The sequence below is a fragment of the Acinetobacter sp. YH12200 genome, assembly GCF_013418175.1.
Lineage (GTDB): Bacteria > Pseudomonadota > Gammaproteobacteria > Pseudomonadales > Moraxellaceae > Acinetobacter > Acinetobacter pseudolwoffii.
Map to the genome: position 1 here is coordinate 1 of NZ_VPCO01000008.1, position 19,868 is coordinate 19,868.

At 42.9% G+C, this 19,868-nt stretch carries 22 protein-coding genes and 1 pseudogene; 6 read left to right on the plus strand and 17 right to left on the minus strand.

Annotation, left to right across the window (positions count from 1 at the left end):
- Both FTU90_RS06835 and FTU90_RS06840 read left to right on the plus strand, forming a co-directional pair.
- Positions 1-114: pseudogene (locus FTU90_RS06835) on the plus strand (IS5/IS1182 family transposase); the annotation flags it as partial.
- Between the two features lie 509 nt (positions 115-623).
- The gene (locus FTU90_RS06840; protein ID WP_180072088.1) at positions 624-869 is read left to right on the plus strand and encodes an EexN family lipoprotein; all 246 of its coding nucleotides are present in this window, start codon (positions 624-626) and stop codon (positions 867-869) included.
- Positions 870-1,016: 147 nt separating this feature from the next.
- On the opposite strand, the gene FTU90_RS06845 is transcribed toward FTU90_RS06840, so the two are convergent.
- Together FTU90_RS06845 and tsaD are read right to left on the minus strand one after the other, a co-directional pair.
- Positions 1,017-1,955 carry a sensor domain-containing diguanylate cyclase gene (locus tag FTU90_RS06845; RefSeq protein WP_180072089.1) on the minus strand — a complete coding sequence of 313 codons (939 nt, stop codon included), beginning with the start codon at positions 1,953-1,955 and terminating at the stop codon, positions 1,017-1,019.
- Positions 1,956-2,157: 202 nt separating this feature from the next.
- Positions 2,158-3,174: a tRNA (adenosine(37)-N6)-threonylcarbamoyltransferase complex transferase subunit TsaD gene (gene tsaD, locus FTU90_RS06850; protein ID WP_005171546.1), complete on the minus strand. Its 1,017-nt coding sequence runs from the start codon at positions 3,172-3,174 to the stop codon at positions 2,158-2,160.
- 146 nt (positions 3,175-3,320) lie between these two features.
- On the opposite strand from tsaD, the gene rpsU reads away from it, so the two are divergent.
- Positions 3,321-3,536, plus strand: coding sequence for a 30S ribosomal protein S21 (rpsU, locus tag FTU90_RS06855; RefSeq protein ID WP_001136722.1), 216 nt, complete (start codon positions 3,321-3,323; stop codon positions 3,534-3,536).
- 33 nt (positions 3,537-3,569) lie between these two features.
- Positions 3,570-4,016 (plus strand): GatB/YqeY domain-containing protein, encoded by a 447-nt coding sequence (locus FTU90_RS06860; RefSeq protein WP_004729943.1) that lies wholly within the window; start codon positions 3,570-3,572, stop codon positions 4,014-4,016.
- 70 nt (positions 4,017-4,086) lie between these two features.
- Here FTU90_RS06860 and FTU90_RS06865 read toward each other — a convergent pair whose 3' ends face one another.
- From FTU90_RS06865 to FTU90_RS06925, 13 genes are all read right to left on the minus strand, one after another.
- Entirely contained in the window at positions 4,087-4,446 is a 360-nt protein-coding gene (locus FTU90_RS06865) for a hypothetical protein (protein WP_004729945.1), read from the minus strand.
- A gap of 108 nt (positions 4,447-4,554) precedes the next feature.
- Positions 4,555-5,997, minus strand: coding sequence for a M48 family metalloprotease (locus FTU90_RS06870; protein ID WP_218944592.1), 1,443 nt, complete (start codon positions 5,995-5,997; stop codon positions 4,555-4,557).
- A gap of 86 nt (positions 5,998-6,083) precedes the next feature.
- The gene (locus FTU90_RS06875; RefSeq protein WP_180072090.1) at positions 6,084-7,052 is read right to left on the minus strand and encodes a D-glycerate dehydrogenase; all 969 of its coding nucleotides are present in this window, start codon (positions 7,050-7,052) and stop codon (positions 6,084-6,086) included.
- A gap of 21 nt (positions 7,053-7,073) precedes the next feature.
- Positions 7,074-7,715, minus strand: a complete 642-nt coding sequence (locus FTU90_RS06880) for a hypothetical protein (RefSeq protein ID WP_005096584.1) — start codon at positions 7,713-7,715, stop codon at positions 7,074-7,076.
- 205 nt (positions 7,716-7,920) lie between these two features.
- A complete protein-coding gene (locus FTU90_RS06885; protein ID WP_180072091.1) occupies positions 7,921-9,810 on the minus strand; it encodes a M48 family metalloprotease in 1,890 nt (629 codons plus the stop codon).
- A 90-nt stretch (positions 9,811-9,900) separates the two neighbouring features.
- Positions 9,901-11,436, minus strand: coding sequence for an amidophosphoribosyltransferase (purF, locus tag FTU90_RS06890; protein ID WP_180072092.1), 1,536 nt, complete (start codon positions 11,434-11,436; stop codon positions 9,901-9,903).
- A 24-nt stretch (positions 11,437-11,460) separates the two neighbouring features.
- On the minus strand, positions 11,461-12,042 hold the full coding sequence (locus FTU90_RS06895) for a CvpA family protein (RefSeq protein ID WP_180072093.1): 582 nt from the start codon (positions 12,040-12,042) through the stop codon (positions 11,461-11,463).
- 5 nt (positions 12,043-12,047) lie between these two features.
- Entirely contained in the window at positions 12,048-13,049 is a 1,002-nt protein-coding gene (locus tag FTU90_RS06900) for a quinone-dependent dihydroorotate dehydrogenase (protein ID WP_180072094.1), read from the minus strand.
- 90 nt (positions 13,050-13,139) lie between these two features.
- Positions 13,140-13,619: a type II secretion system protein GspM gene (gene gspM / locus FTU90_RS06905; RefSeq protein WP_180072095.1), complete on the minus strand. Its 480-nt coding sequence runs from the start codon at positions 13,617-13,619 to the stop codon at positions 13,140-13,142.
- Complete coding sequence (gspL, locus tag FTU90_RS06910) at positions 13,619-14,758, minus strand: type II secretion system protein GspL (protein ID WP_074382968.1); 1,140 nt, start codon at positions 14,756-14,758, stop codon at positions 13,619-13,621. The genes gspM and gspL overlap by 1 nt, the downstream gene beginning before the upstream one ends.
- A 29-nt stretch (positions 14,759-14,787) precedes the next feature.
- A complete protein-coding gene (sixA, locus tag FTU90_RS06915) occupies positions 14,788-15,243 on the minus strand; it encodes a phosphohistidine phosphatase SixA (RefSeq protein WP_005096577.1) in 456 nt (151 codons plus the stop codon).
- 78 nt (positions 15,244-15,321) lie between these two features.
- On the minus strand, positions 15,322-16,395 hold the full coding sequence (locus FTU90_RS06920; RefSeq protein ID WP_074382969.1) for an NAD(P)H-dependent glycerol-3-phosphate dehydrogenase: 1,074 nt from the start codon (positions 16,393-16,395) through the stop codon (positions 15,322-15,324).
- Between the two features lie 32 nt (positions 16,396-16,427).
- A complete protein-coding gene (locus FTU90_RS06925; protein WP_180072096.1) occupies positions 16,428-17,009 on the minus strand; it encodes a nitroreductase family protein in 582 nt (193 codons plus the stop codon).
- 264 nt (positions 17,010-17,273) lie between these two features.
- Here FTU90_RS06925 and FTU90_RS06930 point away from each other — a divergent pair, with 264 nt between their 5' ends.
- A complete protein-coding gene (locus FTU90_RS06930) occupies positions 17,274-17,651 on the plus strand; it encodes a hypothetical protein (protein ID WP_005171568.1) in 378 nt (125 codons plus the stop codon).
- 59 nt (positions 17,652-17,710) lie between these two features.
- On the opposite strand, the gene rhlB is transcribed toward FTU90_RS06930, so the two are convergent.
- Together rhlB and FTU90_RS06940 are read right to left on the minus strand one after the other, a co-directional pair.
- The gene (gene rhlB / locus FTU90_RS06935) at positions 17,711-18,862 is read right to left on the minus strand and encodes an ATP-dependent RNA helicase RhlB (protein ID WP_005096570.1); all 1,152 of its coding nucleotides are present in this window, start codon (positions 18,860-18,862) and stop codon (positions 17,711-17,713) included.
- Positions 18,863-18,963: 101 nt separating this feature from the next.
- The gene (locus tag FTU90_RS06940; protein ID WP_004280099.1) at positions 18,964-19,179 is read right to left on the minus strand and encodes a cold-shock protein; all 216 of its coding nucleotides are present in this window, start codon (positions 19,177-19,179) and stop codon (positions 18,964-18,966) included.
- A gap of 385 nt (positions 19,180-19,564) precedes the next feature.
- Between FTU90_RS06940 and FTU90_RS06945 the strand changes: the two genes are divergently transcribed.
- Positions 19,565-19,798: a sulfurtransferase TusA family protein gene (locus FTU90_RS06945; RefSeq protein WP_257222388.1), complete on the plus strand. Its 234-nt coding sequence runs from the start codon at positions 19,565-19,567 to the stop codon at positions 19,796-19,798.
- Positions 19,799-19,868: the final 70 nt, after the last annotated feature.

Sequence of the window (19,868 nt, forward strand, 5' to 3'; positions counted from 1 at the left end):
TTTGCGAGATTAAAACATTTCCGTGCTATTGCAACTCGATTTGATAAACTGGCACGCAATTATAAATCTATGATTCGTATAGCCTGTATATTTATTTGGTGCAAAGCCAAATGAGGACACACCCTAAAGATTAACCATCTCAAAAGTGAACAGCCAAACGCTATAACTGCCGATTGATATTTTTTCTTGGCACTGCTTCTGTTTGGCACGTTTCATCATTCATTAAAGGAACTGTTATTTCTGTAAATTTAATGTAAATATTAAATGACATAGATCATGAAAAAATGAGCGGCTAGCCTGCTGTTCTTGCTGATCAGTCTTAGGCTTGAGTAATTTTTTAGTCGAATAAATAAGAAACATTATCTGTAATAAAATGCATCATATTTGTAAACTAAGCGTTAAAATCAGCTCTATATGGCAAACCATTAAAATGTATCATCCTCCTAGAAAAGCGATTTTCCGGAAAAAGTAATTGTGTTGTTAAATATATAAAAAAACAATGTATTACAATTATTTAAATATACTTAAAAAGCTAGACTTTAGTGTAAAGGATTGTTTTTTTTAAGCAACTTTTACTTTAGACTAGCTTTTCATTTTTTATATTTAAATTAACGGTTTAGGCAATGAAAATCCAAACAACATTATTAATCACTTGCGTGATAACACTAATGACAGCATGCAGCCAAGTTAAGACACAAGAATATTATGCTGAACATCTTGAAGAAGCACAAAAAGTCGTACAAAAGTGTGAGATTGAAGCCCGCAAAAACAAAGAACTAAAAGATAAGTTTGTAGAAAACTGTACCAATGCCAGCATGGCAGTCATGAATGGCATGCTTAACAATTTAAGCCAAGGCCTATTCAAATAAATACTTATAGCCTAACAACAAAGAGAACAATAATTTTGATGTTGGGCTATTTATATAGCCATAAATGGCTGTGTTTTTATTACTCTATTTAACCCGTTTACAATCTAAAAAATAATTTTACCCATTATATTTCAATATCTTGAAAAATTATGTTGCTTTATTCAGACGTTTATACTCAAACATATTCCTATCCGCTTGTGCGAGTGCTTCAAATAAACCATGCGCTGGATGGCGCATTGCCATACCAATTGCTGCTCCGATGTTTGCCGTGCTAAACGCTTCGATCAAACGTTCAAGCAGACTCACATTACTAGACTCATCATTTTCAATGCTCAGAATTACGAACTCATCTCCACCCAGACGGGCGATAATATCATTAATCCGTACATTTTCCCGGAGCACCTGAGCCGCTTTCTGAAGCAGCTTATCCCCTTCATCATGCCCTAGGCTGTCATTAACTTTTTTGAGGTCATTCAGGTCAATAAATAATACAGCAGCAGGATGACCATACCGTTTGCAGCGCTCTTCTTCTGCCCGTAACAGTTTTTTCCAGGCACGCCGGTTATATAATCCAGTTAACTCATCTTTACTGGCTTCTTCCTGCAATAATTCATGTTGTCTGATCTGCTCGCTTTGACGCAGTTCCGCCTGCAAAATCGAACTCAGTAGTTGACCAAATAACTCGACCATTCCCATATCCTGAAGAATCGCTTCGGATTTGATTTCCGGATCAATCGCACACAGTGTTCCAAACAGACTACCATCTTCATTGATTAAAGGCTGACCAATATAAGCCTTGATACTCACCTGCTGGTTAATCGGTGCAGTCGCATAAAGCGGAATATCTTCAGAACGAGGGGCAATTTTAGGTGCTTTACCTGCCACCATATGAGAACAGAAAGAGTCGGCCCATTGAAAAACCTGTCCAGCTTGTACATTGTAGCCATGATCTTCACTTTGCAGCACAATCCAGTCCTTAGCTTCTACTCGGGTGATCATCCATAAATTAAAGCCAAAATGCTGATGCAGAAACTGTAATACTGCCTGCCCAGCATCCTGAAAACTTTTAAAATTTATATTCTCCATCCGAAGTAACCCCTGCTCCACATTTGCCAAAATATGAGTGATATAAAATTGGAAGTATTAAACTATTTTTCTGTATTTAATAGCGTGTATTTATCTTATAACAGCTATAAAAATAAATATTCACAACACATCGTTTCATAAGTTTTCATTAAAGAATTAACCATAAAAAAAGAGGCCTAAGCCTCTTTCTGTCAAGCTGAATTTATACTTCCGCAGGATTGGTTAATTCCGTCATTGGCCAACGTGGTGTCGTCGTCACCGCCAAGCCATCCTGTTGGCCTGCTTTTAAACGCTGATAACCGGCAAAGGCAATCATCGCGCCATTATCAGTACAGAGTGCCGGTTCTGCATAATAAACAGTCGCTTTAATTTTGGCTAAATCTGCTTCTAAACGCTCACGTAAGCGTTTGTTGGCACTGACACCACCGGCAATCACTAAGCGCTTCAAGCCCGTCTGTTTCAATGCTTTAACTGACTTTTTCACCAAGGTATCGACAATGGCTTCCTGAAAACTTGCTGCAATATCTGCATCACGGTTTTCATCACCCAGTTTTTTCATTTGTACAGATACAGCAGTTTTTAAACCGCTAAATGAGAATTCCAGCCCTTGATGGAGCATTGGACGTGGGAAAGCAAAAGCAGCAGGATTGCCTTGTTCAGCCAGTTTGGAAATGTTTGGCCCACCTGGATAGGGCAGACCCATCATTTTCGCCACTTTATCGAATGCTTCTCCGGCTGCATCATCAATCGATTCACCCAGCAATTCATACTGGCCAATGCCATAGGCTGCCATCAGCTGTGAATGCCCACCAGAGACCAACAGCGCCACAAATGGAAATTCTGGCGCTGTTTCAGACAATAATGGTGCAAGCATATGCCCTTCCATATGATGAACACCAATTGCCGGTTTGTTCAGTGCAAAGGCCAAAGTTCGACCAAACAACGCACCTGTCATTAATGCGCCCATTAAACCCGGCCCACGCGTATATGCAATGGCATCAATTTCCGATTTTTTGACGTCAGTTTGCTCCAATAATTCATTCATTAATGGAATTAGTTTACGCACATGATCACGTGACGCCAGCTCTGGAACCACACCGCCATATTCTGCATGCAGTTTAATCTGGCTATAAAGCACCTGCCCGCGTAAGCCCAACTCGCTGTCATACAGCGCAAGTCCTGTTTCATCACACGACGTTTCCAAGCCTAAAACGATCATTAAACTGCCTATAACCTGTATCAATTCTATTGCAGTCACTATTATAGGCTTGTGGTATGAGATGTAAATGAGTAAAATACTGACCTTCACTTGTGATCACAGGCATTCGGCCTGCGATCTTATCCATAACTTTATGAGGATTCTTCATGCCACAAGTTAAATTGAAAGAAGGCGAACCAGTAGACGTAGCTATCCGTCGTTTCAAACGTTCATGCGAAAAAGCGGGTGTTCTAGCTGACGTACGTAAGCGTGAATTCTACGAGAAACCAACTCAAGAACGTAAGCGCAAAAAAGCTGCTGCTGTTAAACGCTACCAAAAGAAATTGGCGCGTGAATCAGTACGTACGACTCGCCTTTACTAAGATTAATTTGTGATTGACTGCCTGGATTAAATAATGACGACTTTAAAAGACCAAATCACGGATGTTTTGAAAGCAACAATGCGTGCCAAAGAAATGTCCAAGCTGACGGTCATACGTGGTCTACAGGCGGCAATTAAGCAAATCGAAGTCGATGAGCGCAAAGAACTTGACGACGCTCAAGTTCTTGCGGTCATTGAAAAACAAATTAAACAACGTAAAGAATCGATCAAGGCCTTTGATGGTGCTGGTCGAGAAGATTTAGCTAGTAAGGAACAAGCCGAGGTTGAGGTGTTATCTCAATTTCTACCAGAAGCTATGACTGAGGAAGAACTTGATTCCATCATTGCGCAAACGATTGCAGCGCAAGAAGCTACTAGCATGAAAGATATGGGTAAGGTGATGAATTCTCTGCGTCCGCTCATAGCCGGGCGCGCCGATCCTGCACAAGTTTCAGCTAAAATTAAAGCGAAACTTGCTTAATCCCACTTCTCTAATATTCGATCTTTAACGTTGAACTGACTTTTTATAAAAGACAGTTCTTAACGTATTCTTATTGCAAATAACAGTCAACCTGATAACGTTTCAGCAATTGCATCTCTTTTGAAGATTTCACTTCTATAATCACATCCTGTTTAGTTATCTTCTGAAACTGACGATCCAGATAAGCACGATTTTGGTCAGCCGCCTGATACAAGCGATCGGCATAACGTTGCACAATACTACAAAAATGTGAATTCTGTGCTGCGCTAAAACCTTGTTGCTGCGGATTCAAACCACCCAAAAATTGACGCGATTCCTTTTTATAGTCAGTATTAATACGCTCTACCGCGTCTACATACTCAACAGCACTCGCAGCAAATACCGCATAATTCCACCCCAATAGACAGATGCCCAATAATATTTTCTTCATAGCATGCTTCAGATTTAATCGCACTGATCATTAAAAAAGATTGTAGCCCGATTCAGTATATCCTGACCATATCATCCTGATATAAAAAGCTTAAAACCTGACTAAGGCTTAAATTTTATATTGACGTGCCTGCTGCATCTGTTTCAGGCGTTGGTTAATGGTTGCCGATAAAGATTGATTATTTTTCGCTGTACGCTGTGCATGTAATAATGACTTGATGGCGGTTTCCTCATAACCGGACCAGTATTCTACTTCTGCACGATAACGCAGCACATTGGCGGCCTTGATTGCCGATGCTGGCTCTGCATTGGTCGCCAGTTGCATCAGTCGCCAGCCGCTCACATCGCGGGAATTGGCATTCAAAAACTTTTGTACAATCTGTTTAGCTTGATCAGGTTGCTGGGCACGAATCAAGACTTCTGCATATTTATAATTGAGTGCGCGGTTTTCCGGCATGATCCGCGCTGCCGAAGCCACACTTTTCAACGCTGCATTCAACTGGTTCTGACCTAAGTAAATATCAGTCTGAAACAAGACCAATAAAGGATGCATCTGGTTATGCTTTTTCGCCTGATCTAAAGCAGCCTGTGCGGCCTGAAAATCACTTTGCTGTATCTGGTAGGCAGCCAAAGCAAGCTGACCGGCAAAATTATTCTGCCGATTCATCAAACTGAGCTGCTCCTCACTGGTCTGGCGAGACAGCACCCTGCTATACCATTTGATAATCTCAAAGTCCTGATCATTCAGCTTAGGTTTGACCGCAGGCAGCTGATTGGCACGCAAACGTGCTTCACTCATACGCTCAGTCGTCAGTGGATGGGTGAACCAGAAATCCGGCAGGAAGCTTAAGCGACTGGTCGAGCGATGCATGACTTCGAAGAAGTCAGCCATACTATGCGGGTTATAGCCCGAACGATACATATATTGCATGCCAATTCGGTCTGCTTCACGCTCCTGATTACGACTATAAGTCAGCTGTTTATCCATCAACGCGGCTTGCGAACCCATCATCACCGCAGCACCCGCATCACCATCCGCCTGAGAGGCCACCAACGCCCCGACCAAAATTCCGGCCAATGCCAGCAAACCCTGCCCTTTAAAAGCATCTTGAGAGCGACTGTAATGACGTTGTGTGACATGTGCAATTTCATGCGCCATCACCCCCGCCACTTCATCCATATTTCGGGCTGAATTGATTAAACCAGCATTAAGAGCAAACAGCCCTCCCGGCACAGCAAAAGCATTAATTTGTGGATCATTAATCACCAGTAAACCAATGGGCTGTTGTAACTGAGTCTGACTGAGAATATGAGAAAATACCGACAGCAGCTGGTCTTCCAGCCATGGATTCTGCATGACTGGCATTTGCTTATGCACTTCGCGATAGACTTTTTCACCGATCATTCTTTCTTTTTGCTGATCGAGTAAACCCACGCCTGTACCAATATCAGGCACAGAAAAGTGTGCAGTCGCTTGATTAAAATCATGGCTAGAGCTATGCCCTGTCACCATGCACATCGTTAAGCCACACGCCAACGCCAATCGTTTCAATGAAAAATCTCTAAATCTATTGTTCTAAGCTGCCTTGAATATAGCATTGAAAAATGGGCATATACGCAAGAAAATGTTATTTAATATTATTGAAACTCAGGATTAACCACATAGCGTGGCACTCGCCCTTCTAAAGCATCCACCAGATTCTGATAGGCCAATTCGGCCATTTTTTTACGGGTGGCGGCGGTAGCCGAACCCACATGCGGTAAGGTAACGACATTATCCAAATGGAATAATTCTGATTCTTTTAGCGGTTCTTTCTGATAGACATCGAGACCGGCAGCAAAAATCTGCTTGGCTTTTAAAGCGTCAATTAAAGCCTGCTCATCAATGACTGAGCCACGTGAAATATTCACCAATACCGCATGTGGTTGCATTTTTTCCAACTCAGCCGCTGCAATCAGCGCTTTAGAATCAGCATTTAAGTCAACCGCAATAACGACAAAGTCGGAACGCTGTAATAGTTCATCTAAGTCAGAATACTGTGCATTCAGGCCTTGGGCCAATTCTGGTTTTTCACGGCGGTTATGGTACAAAATATTCATATTGAAACCATAAAAACCACGACGTGCAACTGCAGCTCCAATATGACCCAGACCGATAATACCTAAAGTTTTTCCAAAAATATCCAGACCAAATTGTGCTTCACCAACAGTACGCTGCCATTGTCCTTGTTTGGTCCAGTGATCCAGATAGGCCACTTTACGTGCCGCAGACATCAGCAATGTAAAAGCCAGATCTGCCGTGGTTTCAGTCAGTACATGCGGGGTATGGCTGAGATAGATATTTTTTTCATTTAAATAATCAAGTTCATAGTTGTCATAACCGACACTGACACTAGAAATGACTTTAAGCCGGGTGGCAGTCGCCAGATTGTCACGATTCAGCAATCGACCTGCACCAATCATGCCATCGGCATCCTGAACCTCCTGCAAAAGCTGCCGGTTCACATCGCCTAACTTGGGTTGTATATAAGCGACATCATAATGTTGTTCAAGTTTATTTTGAATATCAGCATCGATCTGACTAAATACAACCACTTTTTGTTTCATATTTTTTATTCCAAACTCATATTATTTCAAGCTGGCAGACCTATTTTGCATAAACTGCCATAAACGTTTTTTCAGAATTGGCTGATCTAGCATTTCCTGTAAAGAAGCCAACTGGATTATTTTACTATTTGAAATATAAGGTACAGTTCCCAAAAAAATAATATTTTTCTCGGCACTCATCCCATCGAGAAAACCCTGAATATAAGAGTCCACACCGCGCCCATCCTGAACATTGGCCCAAGGAAATGGCCAGTTCAGCTCACAAAACTCGCTGACCACTGCACGCTGGATATTCGTCCATAAATTCTGGGTTTCTTCAGTCATTGCAGTCGCATCAATCACAATACTGCAATAGGCCAGACTTAAAATCTGCAAACTAAATGGCGGAATTTGTATGATTTCACGCTGTTCCTGAACCAGTACTGGCGTGGGCACTGATACCACGGGCATGACTTCAGCTTCGGGTTGAATAACCGGCTCAGGAATTGATAGATCTGTAAATACCTCGGGCTGCTTGGACTGAGGCAAGACAATGTCACTGTGAAATTCTGGTGCGGCCTGATCACGCCAGATCGAGACCTGATGTGGCTGACATGCGCTGTCCCTAGGAATCCAGAGATCAATTCCTAATGTTGCCAGTATGTCACGCTGATGCCCTATCATCTTTTCATCATCACCAATTTCAGGCTGAACATTTTAGCCGGATTGCCTCTACTTTGCCGAACTTTTTCCGCTTTTCTTTTTTATCCTGATGGATTCTAATACAAAGTCGATCTGCCTGCTAAAAACTGTACTTTTAATACTCAATTAAATCACTGCCTCTGTTATAACAGATGCAGTTTCAAACTGTGAATTGTTGTCTTCTTTTTTACATAATGGTTAAACTGTTTTTCTTCAACATTTGTTGAATAATCTGCTCTGCCTCAAAACCCAAGCGCCAATAAAGCAGTTCCATCACATCCAGTTCGTCCTGAGTCACAATACGGTCGCTCCACAAACAGGCTTCTGCGATACCCAAAATCCCGAGACGTTCACGCAGTAAAAGTCCCGCAATATCATTCAGAATTTCCGCCAGATCAATCGGCTCATCAGAAATTTCATTGTATAAGTCCAATTCTCGAGCCGACAAAATCCGGTTTAAAATGCGTTCGCGAACCTCAAGCTGGTTTCCGCTATTAATCTGCTGCACATGCAACAAGGCATCAATCAGACGCACAATCTGGGGCTTAACTTCATCCAAAGCTGTTGGAATATGTGCAGGCAATAGATTCAGTTCATATTTGACACATTCCAGCAATAAGGCATCGAGCAAGCCAATTTCACCATCTTCCTGAATAATTCGTGCCAGTTTCATCAAAAACTGACGTGCAACTGTGGTGGGCATCCCGCCAATATTCTTACAAGCTTGCTGGAAAATCGAAATATGCACCCGCCCATCCAGATTCAGCAGTGAATCTACAATGGCGCGGCTCACCTCAGCCTCAGTCGGAATAAATTCACGATATTGACGAATCATCAAGATGGCAACCATGACTTCACGCGAGCCGGTCGCCGTCTGCAATGCACGTTCAAGCAACTCCGGACGCGGCATACTCAGCCGCAGCTCTGGATTCAGTGGCTTGATCGCATCTTTAATTGCAAAACTGATTGGAGATAGACGCAACAACGGCAGAGGCTGTGGCGAACTCCAGCTCATCGCAGTCTCGGGCACCACTTCTTCCAGAGAACGAAATAAACTGAATAAAGGCTGATTCTTGAGTTTCTTCAAGTTCTCGAGCTGCAAATCCTGAATCAGGGCAGGATTTAATTCATAGATGCGCTGATTGATGTTCGGGTGAATGTTCAACCAGTTTTGCGGACTCAAGGAATTGGCAAAACACATATGGGAAATGGATTCGGCATATTCACTATAGATTTGCGAACCGGAATGATGCACATGAATTCTGAGTAAAGTCTGGATATTGGCATCATTTTGAATCAGGCGGCGAGTTTTCTGGTCATTCTTAAAAGTGCGTCCACCCAGTGAAATATATTTAATAAAGCGTGTGATCAATACCCCTAAACTGCCAATCAGCCAGATTACTGCGCCAATTGCGACATAAAAGGTTTCAAACTTATTTTCACGTCGAATGCCAGTTCGATAGAAACCAGATTTGGCAATTTTGCTGCCCCACTGGCTAAAGGTGGTTAAACTGCTATACAAAATTTTTAAGCGGGTATTTTCCGCAGTTTCACCCGACAGAATTTTATTAAATTCGTGACTGAGTAAACCATATAGCTCGACTTTATCCAGAGTTTGTACCGCACCCCAGGTCAGAATAATCGCGGTATCTCGCGGGCTAAATCCCGCCGTCAGTGCATTAACTCCAACTTCATCGGGCAGTACATACACCGCCGGAGGTTCAATTAAAAAGGTATCGGCCAGCTGCTGGGTAATTTGCAGTGCCGCACTTTCCTCAGGAATACTTTCCATCGGACTGAGACGGCGCGCTCCCATCTGTTTTGCCAGCGAATAACCGCCATTCCGGAAAAGATAAAATTCATAGATGACCGAGATCAGCATCACACATAACAGCAACGCAATCAGATAAGGACTGAGCATATGCCAGAAAATAGACTGGGTAGAATCAACATAAAAAACGAATAGACCAACAACGGTATTGATAATAAAAATAGTTAACAGCACAGCAATCAAGCAGAAGCTTACAGGCAATACGATATTCTTGTTTTTTATAAAATCATATCCTACGTTGCGCAATGTAGAACCCTAGTTAAGATTATTTTCAATGGGTTCATCATAAAACAAAAAAGCGGGAAATTCCCGCTTTTTCATGATGATTTTAAGCGCTTAAACTTCACGTACGCCAGTTAAATCCACAGAAGCTGCATCGATATTCACATCGATGTAATTCCCTTCTTTCATGGCACTGTCACTACGTTTTTGCTGTAGATCATCCAGATACTGCGCATCAATACCACCCGCGACATAAACGCCGTCAAATACCGAACAGTCAAAATCTTTCAAATCTGGCACTTTGGTGGTTCGAACTGCATCTTTTAAATCTTCCAGATCCTGGAACACCAAACGGTCTGCACCAATAATTTCACGAATTTCTTCAACGCTACGATCTGAGGCAATTAGCTCTGATTTTGCCGGCATATCGATACCGTACACGTTTGGATATTTCACCATCGGTGCTGCAGAAGCAAAGAAGACTTTTTTCGCGCCAGAATCACGTGCCATCTGGATAATTTCATTACAAGTCGTACCACGTACAATCGAGTCATCGACCAATAGTACGTTTTTACCTTTAAATTCAAGCTCAACCGGGTTCAGTTTTTGACGTACCGATTTTTTACGTAGTTGCTGACCTGGCATAATAAAAGTACGACCGATATAACGGTTTTTCATGAAACCTTCACGGAATTTCACACCCAGCATATTGGCAAGTTCCAATGCAGAAGTACGTGAAGTATCCGGAATCGGAATCACCACATCGATATCATGCTCTTCACCCCACTCGCGCAGAATTTTTTGCGCCAGCTTCTCACCCATTTTCAGACGTGCTTTATACACTGAGATACCATCAATAATGGCATCCGGACGGGCAAAATAAACATATTCAAAAATACAAGGACGATATTCAGCATTTACGGCACATTGCTTGGTAAAGAAGTTACCTTCTAAATCAATAAATACTGCTTCACCTGGCAGAATATCACGCTCAACCTTAAAGCCCAGCGCAGTAATCGCAACAGACTCAGAAGCAATAATATACTCCATGCCCTGTTCCGTTTCACGTGAACCGTAAATCAATGGACGAATACCGTTTGGATCACGGAAGCCCACCAGACCCTGACCGGTAATCATCGCCACCACACCATAAGCACCTTTGCAACGCTCATGCACACGCGTCACCGCATGGAAAATATCTTCCGACGTCGGTACCAGTTTGCCGTGTTTTTGCAATTCATGCGCCAACACGTTTAACAGAACTTCTGAATCAGAATCGGTGTTCATATGACGCAGGTCAGTTTTGAACAGGTCATCATGAATTTCTTCGGCATTGGTCAGGTTACCGTTATGTGCCAGGGTAATCCCGTACGGCGAGTTCACATAAAACGGCTGTGCTTCTGCACTACTCGATGAACCGGCTGTTGGATAACGCACATGACCAATACCGTAATTTCCTTTCAAGGCACGCATATGACGGGTGTGGAATACATCACGCACCATACCATTGTCTTTTCGCAGGAATAAACGTCCTTCATCACATGTCACGATCCCAGCTGCATCTTGTCCACGATGTTGTAACATCGTTAATGCATCAAACAACATTTGGTTAACGGGTGATTTACCAGCTATACCAACTACTCCACACATAGCAACCTCGCAGACAAGCTAGGATTAATAAAAAGGATTATTTGTAGACTCATCTGCAGCTCCAGACTTGGACGATGTTTCAGATGATGAAGCTGAAGGTTTCGATGCCCCTTCAGGTTTGATATGTTGTAGTGCGCCATTCGCGGCTTCTTTCGACATTTGAGTCGCCCAAGGCGCATAAGGCAATAAGGCTTGAATAAACTTGGACTGTTTCCAGTGCGGTGAGCTTTCTACCCACGGGCCAATCCCCTGCATGGTAATCAGGACAATCAGCAAACCTTTCAGGCTACCAAAGACACCACCCGCCAGACGGTTGAGAGGACCCAGTTTAAAACTCTTTAAAATACGGTTCAACAGTGCAGTAACGATCCAGGTCAGAACTACAATCAGCAGGACGATAAAGGCGAAGGCCGCAATCTTTTGTACGACTGGATCTGTACTCAGAGCAACCATAGACGGCGCAAGTAGCGTTGAATATTTTGCCGCAACAATCAGGGCAAAGATCCATCCCACTAAGTTCGCAAAGGCTTTAATAAATCCTTGACGCAAACCGTTGAGCCCTCCAATGAGCAAGATAATCAGTAGAAAGATATCAATGGCATTCATAGGATTTAAAGTGCGTCTACACAATCTTTTACAAGTTTAGGTCCGGTATAGATGAGGCCACTATAAACTTGTACAAGGCTGGCGCCTGCCTGTTTCTTGGCAGCAGCATCTACACCTGAAAGAATACCACCCACACCAATCAATGGAATTTGTCCTTTTAATACCGCAGCAAATGCAGCCAGACATGCGGTACTTTTCTCAAAGACTGGCGCGCCAGATAGACCACCTGCCTCCTCTGCATGCGCCAGACCGTCTACCCCTTCACGTGACAGTGTGGTATTAGTCACGATCAGGCCATCGATCTTGAATTGCAATAACTGTTTGGCAATAAAGGCAATATCGCTGTTATCCAGATCAGGCGCCACTTTGAGTACCAAAGGTACATAATGCTGGTATTCCTGAGCCAATTCAAGCTGACGCTTCTTCAGTGTTTCCAGCAGTTCGGTCAGTGCATCACCACTTTGCAGGCTGCGCAGGTTTTTGGTATTGGGAGAAGAAATGTTGACGGTAATATAAGAAGCATAATTATAGACTTTTTCTAAACAGATGAGGTAATCATCTACTGCTTTTTCTACCGGAGTATCAGCGTTTTTACCGATATTGATACCGAGAATGCCTTTAAATTTGGCAGCTTTGACATTTTCAACCAGCTGATCCACGCCATCATTGTTAAAGCCCATACGGTTAATAATAGCTTTGGCCTGCGGCAGACGGAACAAACGCGGATGAGGGTTGCCTGCTTGCGGTCGCGGCGTAATGGTACCAATTTCAATAAAACCAAAACCTTGACCAGCAAGGGCATCAATATAAGCACCATTTTTGTCTAAACCTGCCGCAAGCCCTACTGGATTGGGAAATTCGATTCCCATACAGGTTACAGGTTTTGCAGTAACATTTTGACGCATCAAGCCCATTTTATGGGATGATTTTAATAGTGATAGTGTCAGCTCATGTGCACGCTCTGGTGCTAAAGAAAACAACAAAGGGCGGGCTAGAGAATACAACATATCTAGAAAAGTCTACTGCTTTTTAAGTCGGCATATTATAGGCATAGGCTGACAAAAAAACCATGCTTTGCAAATCTTTATTTTTACCGTTTATTGCACGGTCGCGGTTAATTTAATCTGTCCTGCTTCATTATTTAGTTCCATTTTCTCAACACTTAGACCCATTTGTGCCAGTTGAGTCAGGAAGTTTGCCAAAACTGCATAATTTTCATGCATGACCGCCAATTGAATTTTTCCATCTATTTGCTGGGATGCAACCGAAAGACCTTGTTGCTGTGCCACCCGCTGTACTTTCTCTGCGGCATCCAGCTGCATGTCTCCAGCAGGCTTTATGGTGACTGCATTACTTTGCATCCAGACAATGGTATCTTTCAGCTGATTTAAACGTTTCTGCTGGGTGTCTGCTGCCTGATGCATATACCAGAGTGCTGAACTGACCGCAGCCACAACTACAAAAATAGTGGTAAAAATCACCAATACCCGTTCACGTGCCGAGAGACTGTCCAGATAATCCCTCAGTTTTTCAAAAGATTGATCTATGCGATTTTGTAGCGCTTCGATGGCTTTCATTATTGTACCCTCACCAGCCCAATGGCACCTGTTCCGCTGGCCTGAATATTCCCCAGCTCCACTTTAAAGCCTTGCTGACTCAATTGCTTGGTCAATGCATTTAGCATATCTGATGAATTGGCTTTAAGCTCCATACTCAACACAGACGCATCATAATTGATCCGTTGTGCCACAATCTGGTTCTGCATCAAGACTGGTCCAATCCGACTAATCAGCTGTAATGCCTGTGTATCGGCGATCTGGCTTTGACGCAACTGCCCTTCAAACTGGCTTTTGATATTCTGCTCAGTGACCGGATAATTTTGCCCAAACCAGTACTTGAACTGATCAACGGCCTGTGCAGCGGTCTGATTTGCCACTTTTTTATATTGATACCAGCGCACCGCATCATAACTAAACTGTAAGACTAATATGCCCAGAAATACAGCTGCGCATGCTTTCCAGTAACCGGAAATGGCACCTTCAGATTTGGCTTTGGGCAATACATTAAACGCATGCTGTTTAGGTTTTTTCAATACCGGAAGGACATACTGAAAAGATTCTAACTGCTCCTGTGTGACCAATGCTTCTAGGCTACTTAACTGATCCTGATTCAGACTACTGACTTTATAATGCAAATCTTTGGGCTGATAATCCAGATACAGACTCAGATCATCCAGCGACTGGCCGATATATTCTGCCTCTCGTACCAACAAGCGCCCACCAATTTGGGTAATCACCCGCTGATTGGCTTCAGGAACTGGCAGTACCAAAAAGTCTGGCAGCAAAGCCGCCAGCTTGACGGGAATCAGGTTGAGAGAATACTGCAAGGTCTCGAGGGTCGAATTCGCAATCCCCATAATACTGACCTGATCAGGCTGCTGAAAATGATGCAGCACTTTCATGGCATCGACGGGCAGCACCACATATTCTTCAAGCAGATACTTGATGCCCTCATTGCCCATTTTTTTATATTGGCTCTTGGGCAAAGTCTGCTGCAAAATTTGCACATGACGGCTCGGGAAAAACACTACTGCTTCTTCGCCATGATGAGCCTGGATCTCCTGAATCAACTGCTCAAGTGTTTCCGCAGTATTCCAGAATTCCCCAGTTGACCATTGCCAAACCCCATTGGCCTCAGGCATCCATAAATACAACATCGATTGTGTACTACCGTTTTAATTGGTTTTTATAATGTAGGAATAAAACTTTTAACTGTTGTCGACAAACCCGCGGCAATGACTGGCTGCGCATAGATACGTGCTTCTGCCAATGCATAGGGATGAAAAGACTCCGCCAGCAAAATAGAAGAAATGTGCGCCACCACATTCATATGACACACCACGGCAATCGATTCATAAGGCAGTTGCGACAACCATTCAACCGCGACCTTGGCATCATCATCGGGTTTAATCGCATTACAGATCACCACCGGCACATCTTGAAAATACTGCTGCAGATGGGCCAGGGTTTCCTGCGCACGCAATAAGGGACTGACCACAAATACTTCAGGTTTAATCATATTTTTTAAGAACTGTGCAGTTTGCTCAGCCTGCTGATGACCACGCTCCGTCAATGGACGCTTGCTATCATTGCCATTGACTGGTGGAGCAGCCTCACCATGTCGCACTAAAGTCAGTTGCATTGGGTTTCCTTATTTTCTTTTGCCTGCATGATAACTGGCCAATATGACAATTCACATACAGTCCCTTTGTGTTATAGATCAGACTTGATGATGTGGCAAGACAAATTCCACATCACTGCGATGACCGTTTTTCATCAATGACAATGCAATGCTGAGTGGTGGTGCACCTTCAAAAATCACATCATACAAGGCAGAAGTAATTGGCATATAGACATCCAGTTCTTCGGAACGCGCCTTGACCTGTACGATGGTATTGATCCCTTCTGCAGTTTGACCCAGTTCAGTAGTAGCCTGCTCCAAAGTCTTGCCTTTGCCCAAGGCAAAACCAACCTGATAATTACGACTCAGCGGACTGCTACAAGTCGCAAATAAATCACCCACACCGGAAAGCCCGAGGAAAGTCAGCGGATTCGCGCCCAATTTTACCGCAAAACGGCTCATTTCGGCCAGTGCACGGGTCAGGATCATACTCTTGGTATTTTCACCCACGTTATACGCGGCTGCCATCCCCATCGCGACGGCATAGATATTTTTCAAGGCACCACCGAGTTCTACACCATGTACATCATCACTGGCAAAAACACGGAACAAGGCACTATGTAAGGCTTGCTGTACGGCATAACGTACCAGCTCAGATTCGCTGGCAATCACGGTTCCTGCCGGCTGACCTGCCACAATTTCCTTGGCGAGATTCGGCCCGGACAACACTCCATAAGGCACTTCTGGCAATACTTCCCGAATAATATCACTCATGAAGCTAAAAGTTTTGGCTTCAATCCCTTTGGTGAGTGAAATCACGGCTTGTGAGGTGATAAAAGGCTTGATTTGTTGCAGGACATCCCGAAAAGAATGACTTGGAATCGCGACTAAAATAATATCACGATCACGCACAGCCAGTTCCAGATCCGACACAGCCAGTAAGTTTTCTTCCAGCTGGAAATCGGGCAAATAACGTTTATTGATATGCGTGGCATTGATATCTGCCGCAACAGCTTCATCACGAATCCAGATCATGGTATTACAACCATTACGCACTGCGGTATTGGCCATTGCGGTACCAAAACTGCCCCCACCCAACACCGTGACTCTTAAAGCGGTCTTATGATCGACTGCAACCGGCTCGACCAGTGCTGAAAAATTTAATTCTGACATGTTATTTTTAATACCCTGTTATACCGTGCAAATTAACCGTTCTGATTCCAATAACTTACAAAATTACTGGTCTGAATCTCTGCGCGTGCTGGAATTGCTTTTGCTGCAGTGCCAATATAAATAATACCCGAGACCAAATCATCTTTTGAAATTCCTAATGCCTGCTTAAACAGGCCAGACTCGACTACAGCACCACTGCGCCACATGGTCGAGAAACCCTGAACCTGAAGTGATAACAGAAAATTCTGTATGGCGGCACCTGAACTGAGAATCTGTTCAAAATGTGGAACTTTAGGATGATCCTGCAAACGCGTTAAAGCCAACACCAATAGTGGCGCACGGAATGGATGATTCTTGACCCGTTCAATCTGTACCGTTTCAGTTTCACCCAGATCGACCAGTGCCTGAGACAACAGCTCCCCAAATGCTTCACGCTGTGCATCAGGTATCACCACAAAGGTGGTGGGTTTCAACCGATGATGATCCGGTGCTGTCAATGCCGCCTGAAAAGCCAGCTCCAGCTGTTCTGCATTCGGTGCCGGTGCCAGCAAATGTCCTATTGATTGACGTTGGTGAATATTTTGATGAACGATGTCGACCACGGATTCCGTCATTGCTTTGTAGATCTATACTTAAAAACTGTTTTCAAGATTAGCATATTCCAGCTGTAATACTCTATAAACTTCACCGCGACTTAGCCGCAAAAATCACTAAAGAACATTACAATATTTTTATTTTAATCAATGAAATGCTTAGCTGAATTACTTTTTTAGCATAGAGTCACACTAAAAATTTCCAAACTTATACAACAGCTCCAAATTCTGTGCGCTTTACTATGCTCAAATAAGCTTAATTCTGTTTTCACCCGAGATTTTATCATGAAAAAAACAATTGCGATCAGCGGATTAGCAGCTTCAGCTCTACTTTTAACTGCCTGCGCTTCTAACCCAACCTCACTGGCAATTCAGAAAGAAAACAATCAGTTTGAGGTTACCGGATTAGGTAAAAATCAACTAACTGCTAAAAATAATGCCATTAATGCTGCCAGCAAAACCTGTGGTTCGAAAGCTACTGCGATTATTATCGATGAAAAGACGGGTTATAACGGGGCATTAAAAGGTGTCGTTGATGATCAGACTGGACAAATGATTCAGGCAGCAGCGACTGTTTTAGGTAATATCGCAGGCACCAATACCGGTTTAAACCAGAATGATGACTATCAAACCATTTTGACTTTCCGTTGTCAGGCCAAATAAGTCCAGATCACATGGTCATAAAAAAAACCGCTCTTGAAGAGCGGTTTTTTTAATCTGGATTAGCAATAACCTTCCAGACGGGTCAAAGGCAATTTCTGTCCAATCGCCTTCTCAATTTCTGGTAGATAGAACGCATCATCTTCGGCAAGGAAACTAATACTCACACCACGTGTTCCCGCACGGCCAGTACGTCCAATACGATGTACATAATCATCTGACTGTTCAGGTAAAGTGAAGTTCACCACATGTGAAACACCATCCACATGAATACCACGACCCGCAACATCTGTTGCAATCATGATGTTGTGCTTACCATTTTTGAACTGGTCTAGCATTTTTAGACGCTTGTCTTGAGCAATCTCACCAGACAGCATGACCACCTTATAACCATCACGTTTTAAATGATCATAAAGCTTACGCACCTGATCACGACGGTTGGCGAAAATCATCACCTTTTCAATCGGCTCATCACGCAAGATTTCTTGCAACAGTTTATATTTATCGGCCTTAGCTACCATATACACCCGTTGCTCGACATCGGCATTGGTTTTCTTTTCCGGTTCAATTTCAACTGTGACCGGTTCAAATAACCATTGCTGGGCCAAATTTAGTACATCATAGCTGAATGTTGCAGAGAACATTAAAGTCTGACGTTGCTCCTTACGCGGCGAAAAACGCACAATGCGTTTCACTGAAGGAATAAAGCCCATATCGAGTAGACGATCCGCTTCATCAATGACCAGAAATTCAATCTGATCCAGCCAGACTTCTTTTTGCTCGACAAAATCGATCAAACGACCGGGTGTCGCGACCATAATATCGACAGGTGCTTTATTTAGTTGATTCTTTTGCTTGTCAAAATCTACACCACCCAGCAAAGTCACGACATTGAGACCGGCATATTTGGCCAGATCCTGTGCATCGCTTTCAATTTGCAGTGCCAGTTCACGGGTCGGTGCCAAAATCAGGGCACGCGGTTCACCACGATAACGCTGCTCCTGAATTGGGTTATTTAATAGATCATTCATGATACTAATTAAAAAAGCTGCAGTTTTACCTGTACCTGTCTGTGCGCGGCCAATGGCATCATGTCCTGCCAGCGTGAATTTTAAAACCTTCTGCTGGATAGGCGTCATGGTGGTAAAGCCTAAAGCATCAATCGCTTTTTTTAGATTGGGATGTAAATTTAAGGTTTCAAAACCAGATGACATAAAGCGGTGCTCTACTTGGGTAATCACTAAGATGGGGATAGTATAAACAAAAAACGCCCCAAGTTATATTGGAGCGTTTTCTTTTTAGCTTAATCCGAAGATTAGTCTAATGGTTGAACTTCTTCAGCTTGAAAGCCTTTTTGGCCTTTAACAACACTGAATTCAACGCGTTGACCATCACGAAGTGAACGGTGGCCGTCACCTTGGATAGCACGGAAATGAACAAATACGTCATCACCGCCGTTACGTTGAATAAAGCCGAAGCCTTTAGTATCGTTAAACCACTTAACTACGCCTTGTTCGCGAGCAGCTGTCATAAGTTAATCCTCATTGAAACTAAAAGAAGGACCACCCGGTGTTGCAAACAGCAGAGCAAACAAGTTTGAAAATATTATTTTTAAGCTTGTAATCATTCTGTAAAACTATCAACAAAATCCCGGTTACATCCATTTATGTAATAGGGTGAAAAACAATCACTTTGTTTATTCAAAGTCCCAAATACGCAACGAGCTTAACATGGGTTTATCACAATTAATAGATTTTTTTTAGCATGTTCTGTTTGATTTAGTTATTTTTTTCATGAAAATTGTCAAAAGACTTTATATCTTCTTTTAGATCGTGATTTTTATTAAAGCAGTTTGGTTCCCTGCGCTTCTTTGTTACTATTTATTGTCATTTTTTTGCTATATGAATGAAACCCTAATGTCGCAAAATCCACAGCAATATTGTCTTATCGATGCCATGGGAAAACCCTGCCCGATGCCGCTATTAATGTTAAAACGGGCACTAAAGGCCGGTAATCAGAAAACTTTCTTGCTCAAATCCTCTGATCCACATAGTCAGACGGATGTCAGCCGTTATTGCCAGATTCATCAACTCAAGCTTGAATCAAGAAAAATTTCTGATTTAGAGTTTCACTACTTGATTGAATCTTAAAAATTTTCAATTAAACTGTTTATCTTAGTTTCGTATACTTTTTTACATTTCTCTACCCAAATATCCATTA

Bases quoted from the DNA above. Each gene is read 5' to 3' on its own strand.
- FTU90_RS06880 (WP_005096584.1), bottom strand. From the start codon at position 7,715: ATGATAGGGCATCAGCGTGACATACTGGCAACATTAGGAATTGATCTC.
- FTU90_RS06900 (WP_180072094.1), bottom strand. From the start codon at position 13,049: ATGTTGTATTCTCTAGCCCGCCCTTTGTTGTTTTCTTTAGCACCAGAG.
- FTU90_RS06840 (WP_180072088.1), top strand. From the start codon at position 624: ATGAAAATCCAAACAACATTATTAATCACTTGCGTGATAACACTAATG.
- FTU90_RS06860 (WP_004729943.1), top strand. From the start codon at position 3,570: ATGACGACTTTAAAAGACCAAATCACGGATGTTTTGAAAGCAACAATG.
- sixA (WP_005096577.1), bottom strand. From the start codon at position 15,243: ATGCAACTGACTTTAGTGCGACATGGTGAGGCTGCTCCACCAGTCAAT.
- FTU90_RS06920 (WP_074382969.1), bottom strand. From the start codon at position 16,395: ATGTCAGAATTAAATTTTTCAGCACTGGTCGAGCCGGTTGCAGTCGAT.
- FTU90_RS06930 (WP_005171568.1), top strand. From the start codon at position 17,274: ATGAAAAAAACAATTGCGATCAGCGGATTAGCAGCTTCAGCTCTACTT.
- rpsU (WP_001136722.1), top strand. From the start codon at position 3,321: ATGCCACAAGTTAAATTGAAAGAAGGCGAACCAGTAGACGTAGCTATC.
- FTU90_RS06940 (WP_004280099.1), bottom strand. From the start codon at position 19,179: ATGACAGCTGCTCGCGAACAAGGCGTAGTTAAGTGGTTTAACGATACT.
- gspL (WP_074382968.1), bottom strand. From the start codon at position 14,758: ATGTTGTATTTATGGATGCCTGAGGCCAATGGGGTTTGGCAATGGTCA.
- purF (WP_180072092.1), bottom strand. From the start codon at position 11,436: ATGTGTGGAGTAGTTGGTATAGCTGGTAAATCACCCGTTAACCAAATG.
- tsaD (WP_005171546.1), bottom strand. From the start codon at position 3,174: ATGATCGTTTTAGGCTTGGAAACGTCGTGTGATGAAACAGGACTTGCG.
- FTU90_RS06945 (WP_257222388.1), top strand. From the start codon at position 19,565: ATGTCGCAAAATCCACAGCAATATTGTCTTATCGATGCCATGGGAAAA.
- rhlB (WP_005096570.1), bottom strand. From the start codon at position 18,862: ATGTCATCTGGTTTTGAAACCTTAAATTTACATCCCAATCTAAAAAAA.
- FTU90_RS06845 (WP_180072089.1), bottom strand. From the start codon at position 1,955: ATGGAGAATATAAATTTTAAAAGTTTTCAGGATGCTGGGCAGGCAGTA.
- FTU90_RS06925 (WP_180072096.1), bottom strand. From the start codon at position 17,009: ATGACGGAATCCGTGGTCGACATCGTTCATCAAAATATTCACCAACGT.
- gspM (WP_180072095.1), bottom strand. From the start codon at position 13,619: ATGAAAGCCATCGAAGCGCTACAAAATCGCATAGATCAATCTTTTGAA.
- FTU90_RS06875 (WP_180072090.1), bottom strand. From the start codon at position 7,052: ATGAAACAAAAAGTGGTTGTATTTAGTCAGATCGATGCTGATATTCAA.
- FTU90_RS06865 (WP_004729945.1), bottom strand. From the start codon at position 4,446: ATGAAGAAAATATTATTGGGCATCTGTCTATTGGGGTGGAATTATGCG.
- FTU90_RS06895 (WP_180072093.1), bottom strand. From the start codon at position 12,042: ATGAATGCCATTGATATCTTTCTACTGATTATCTTGCTCATTGGAGGG.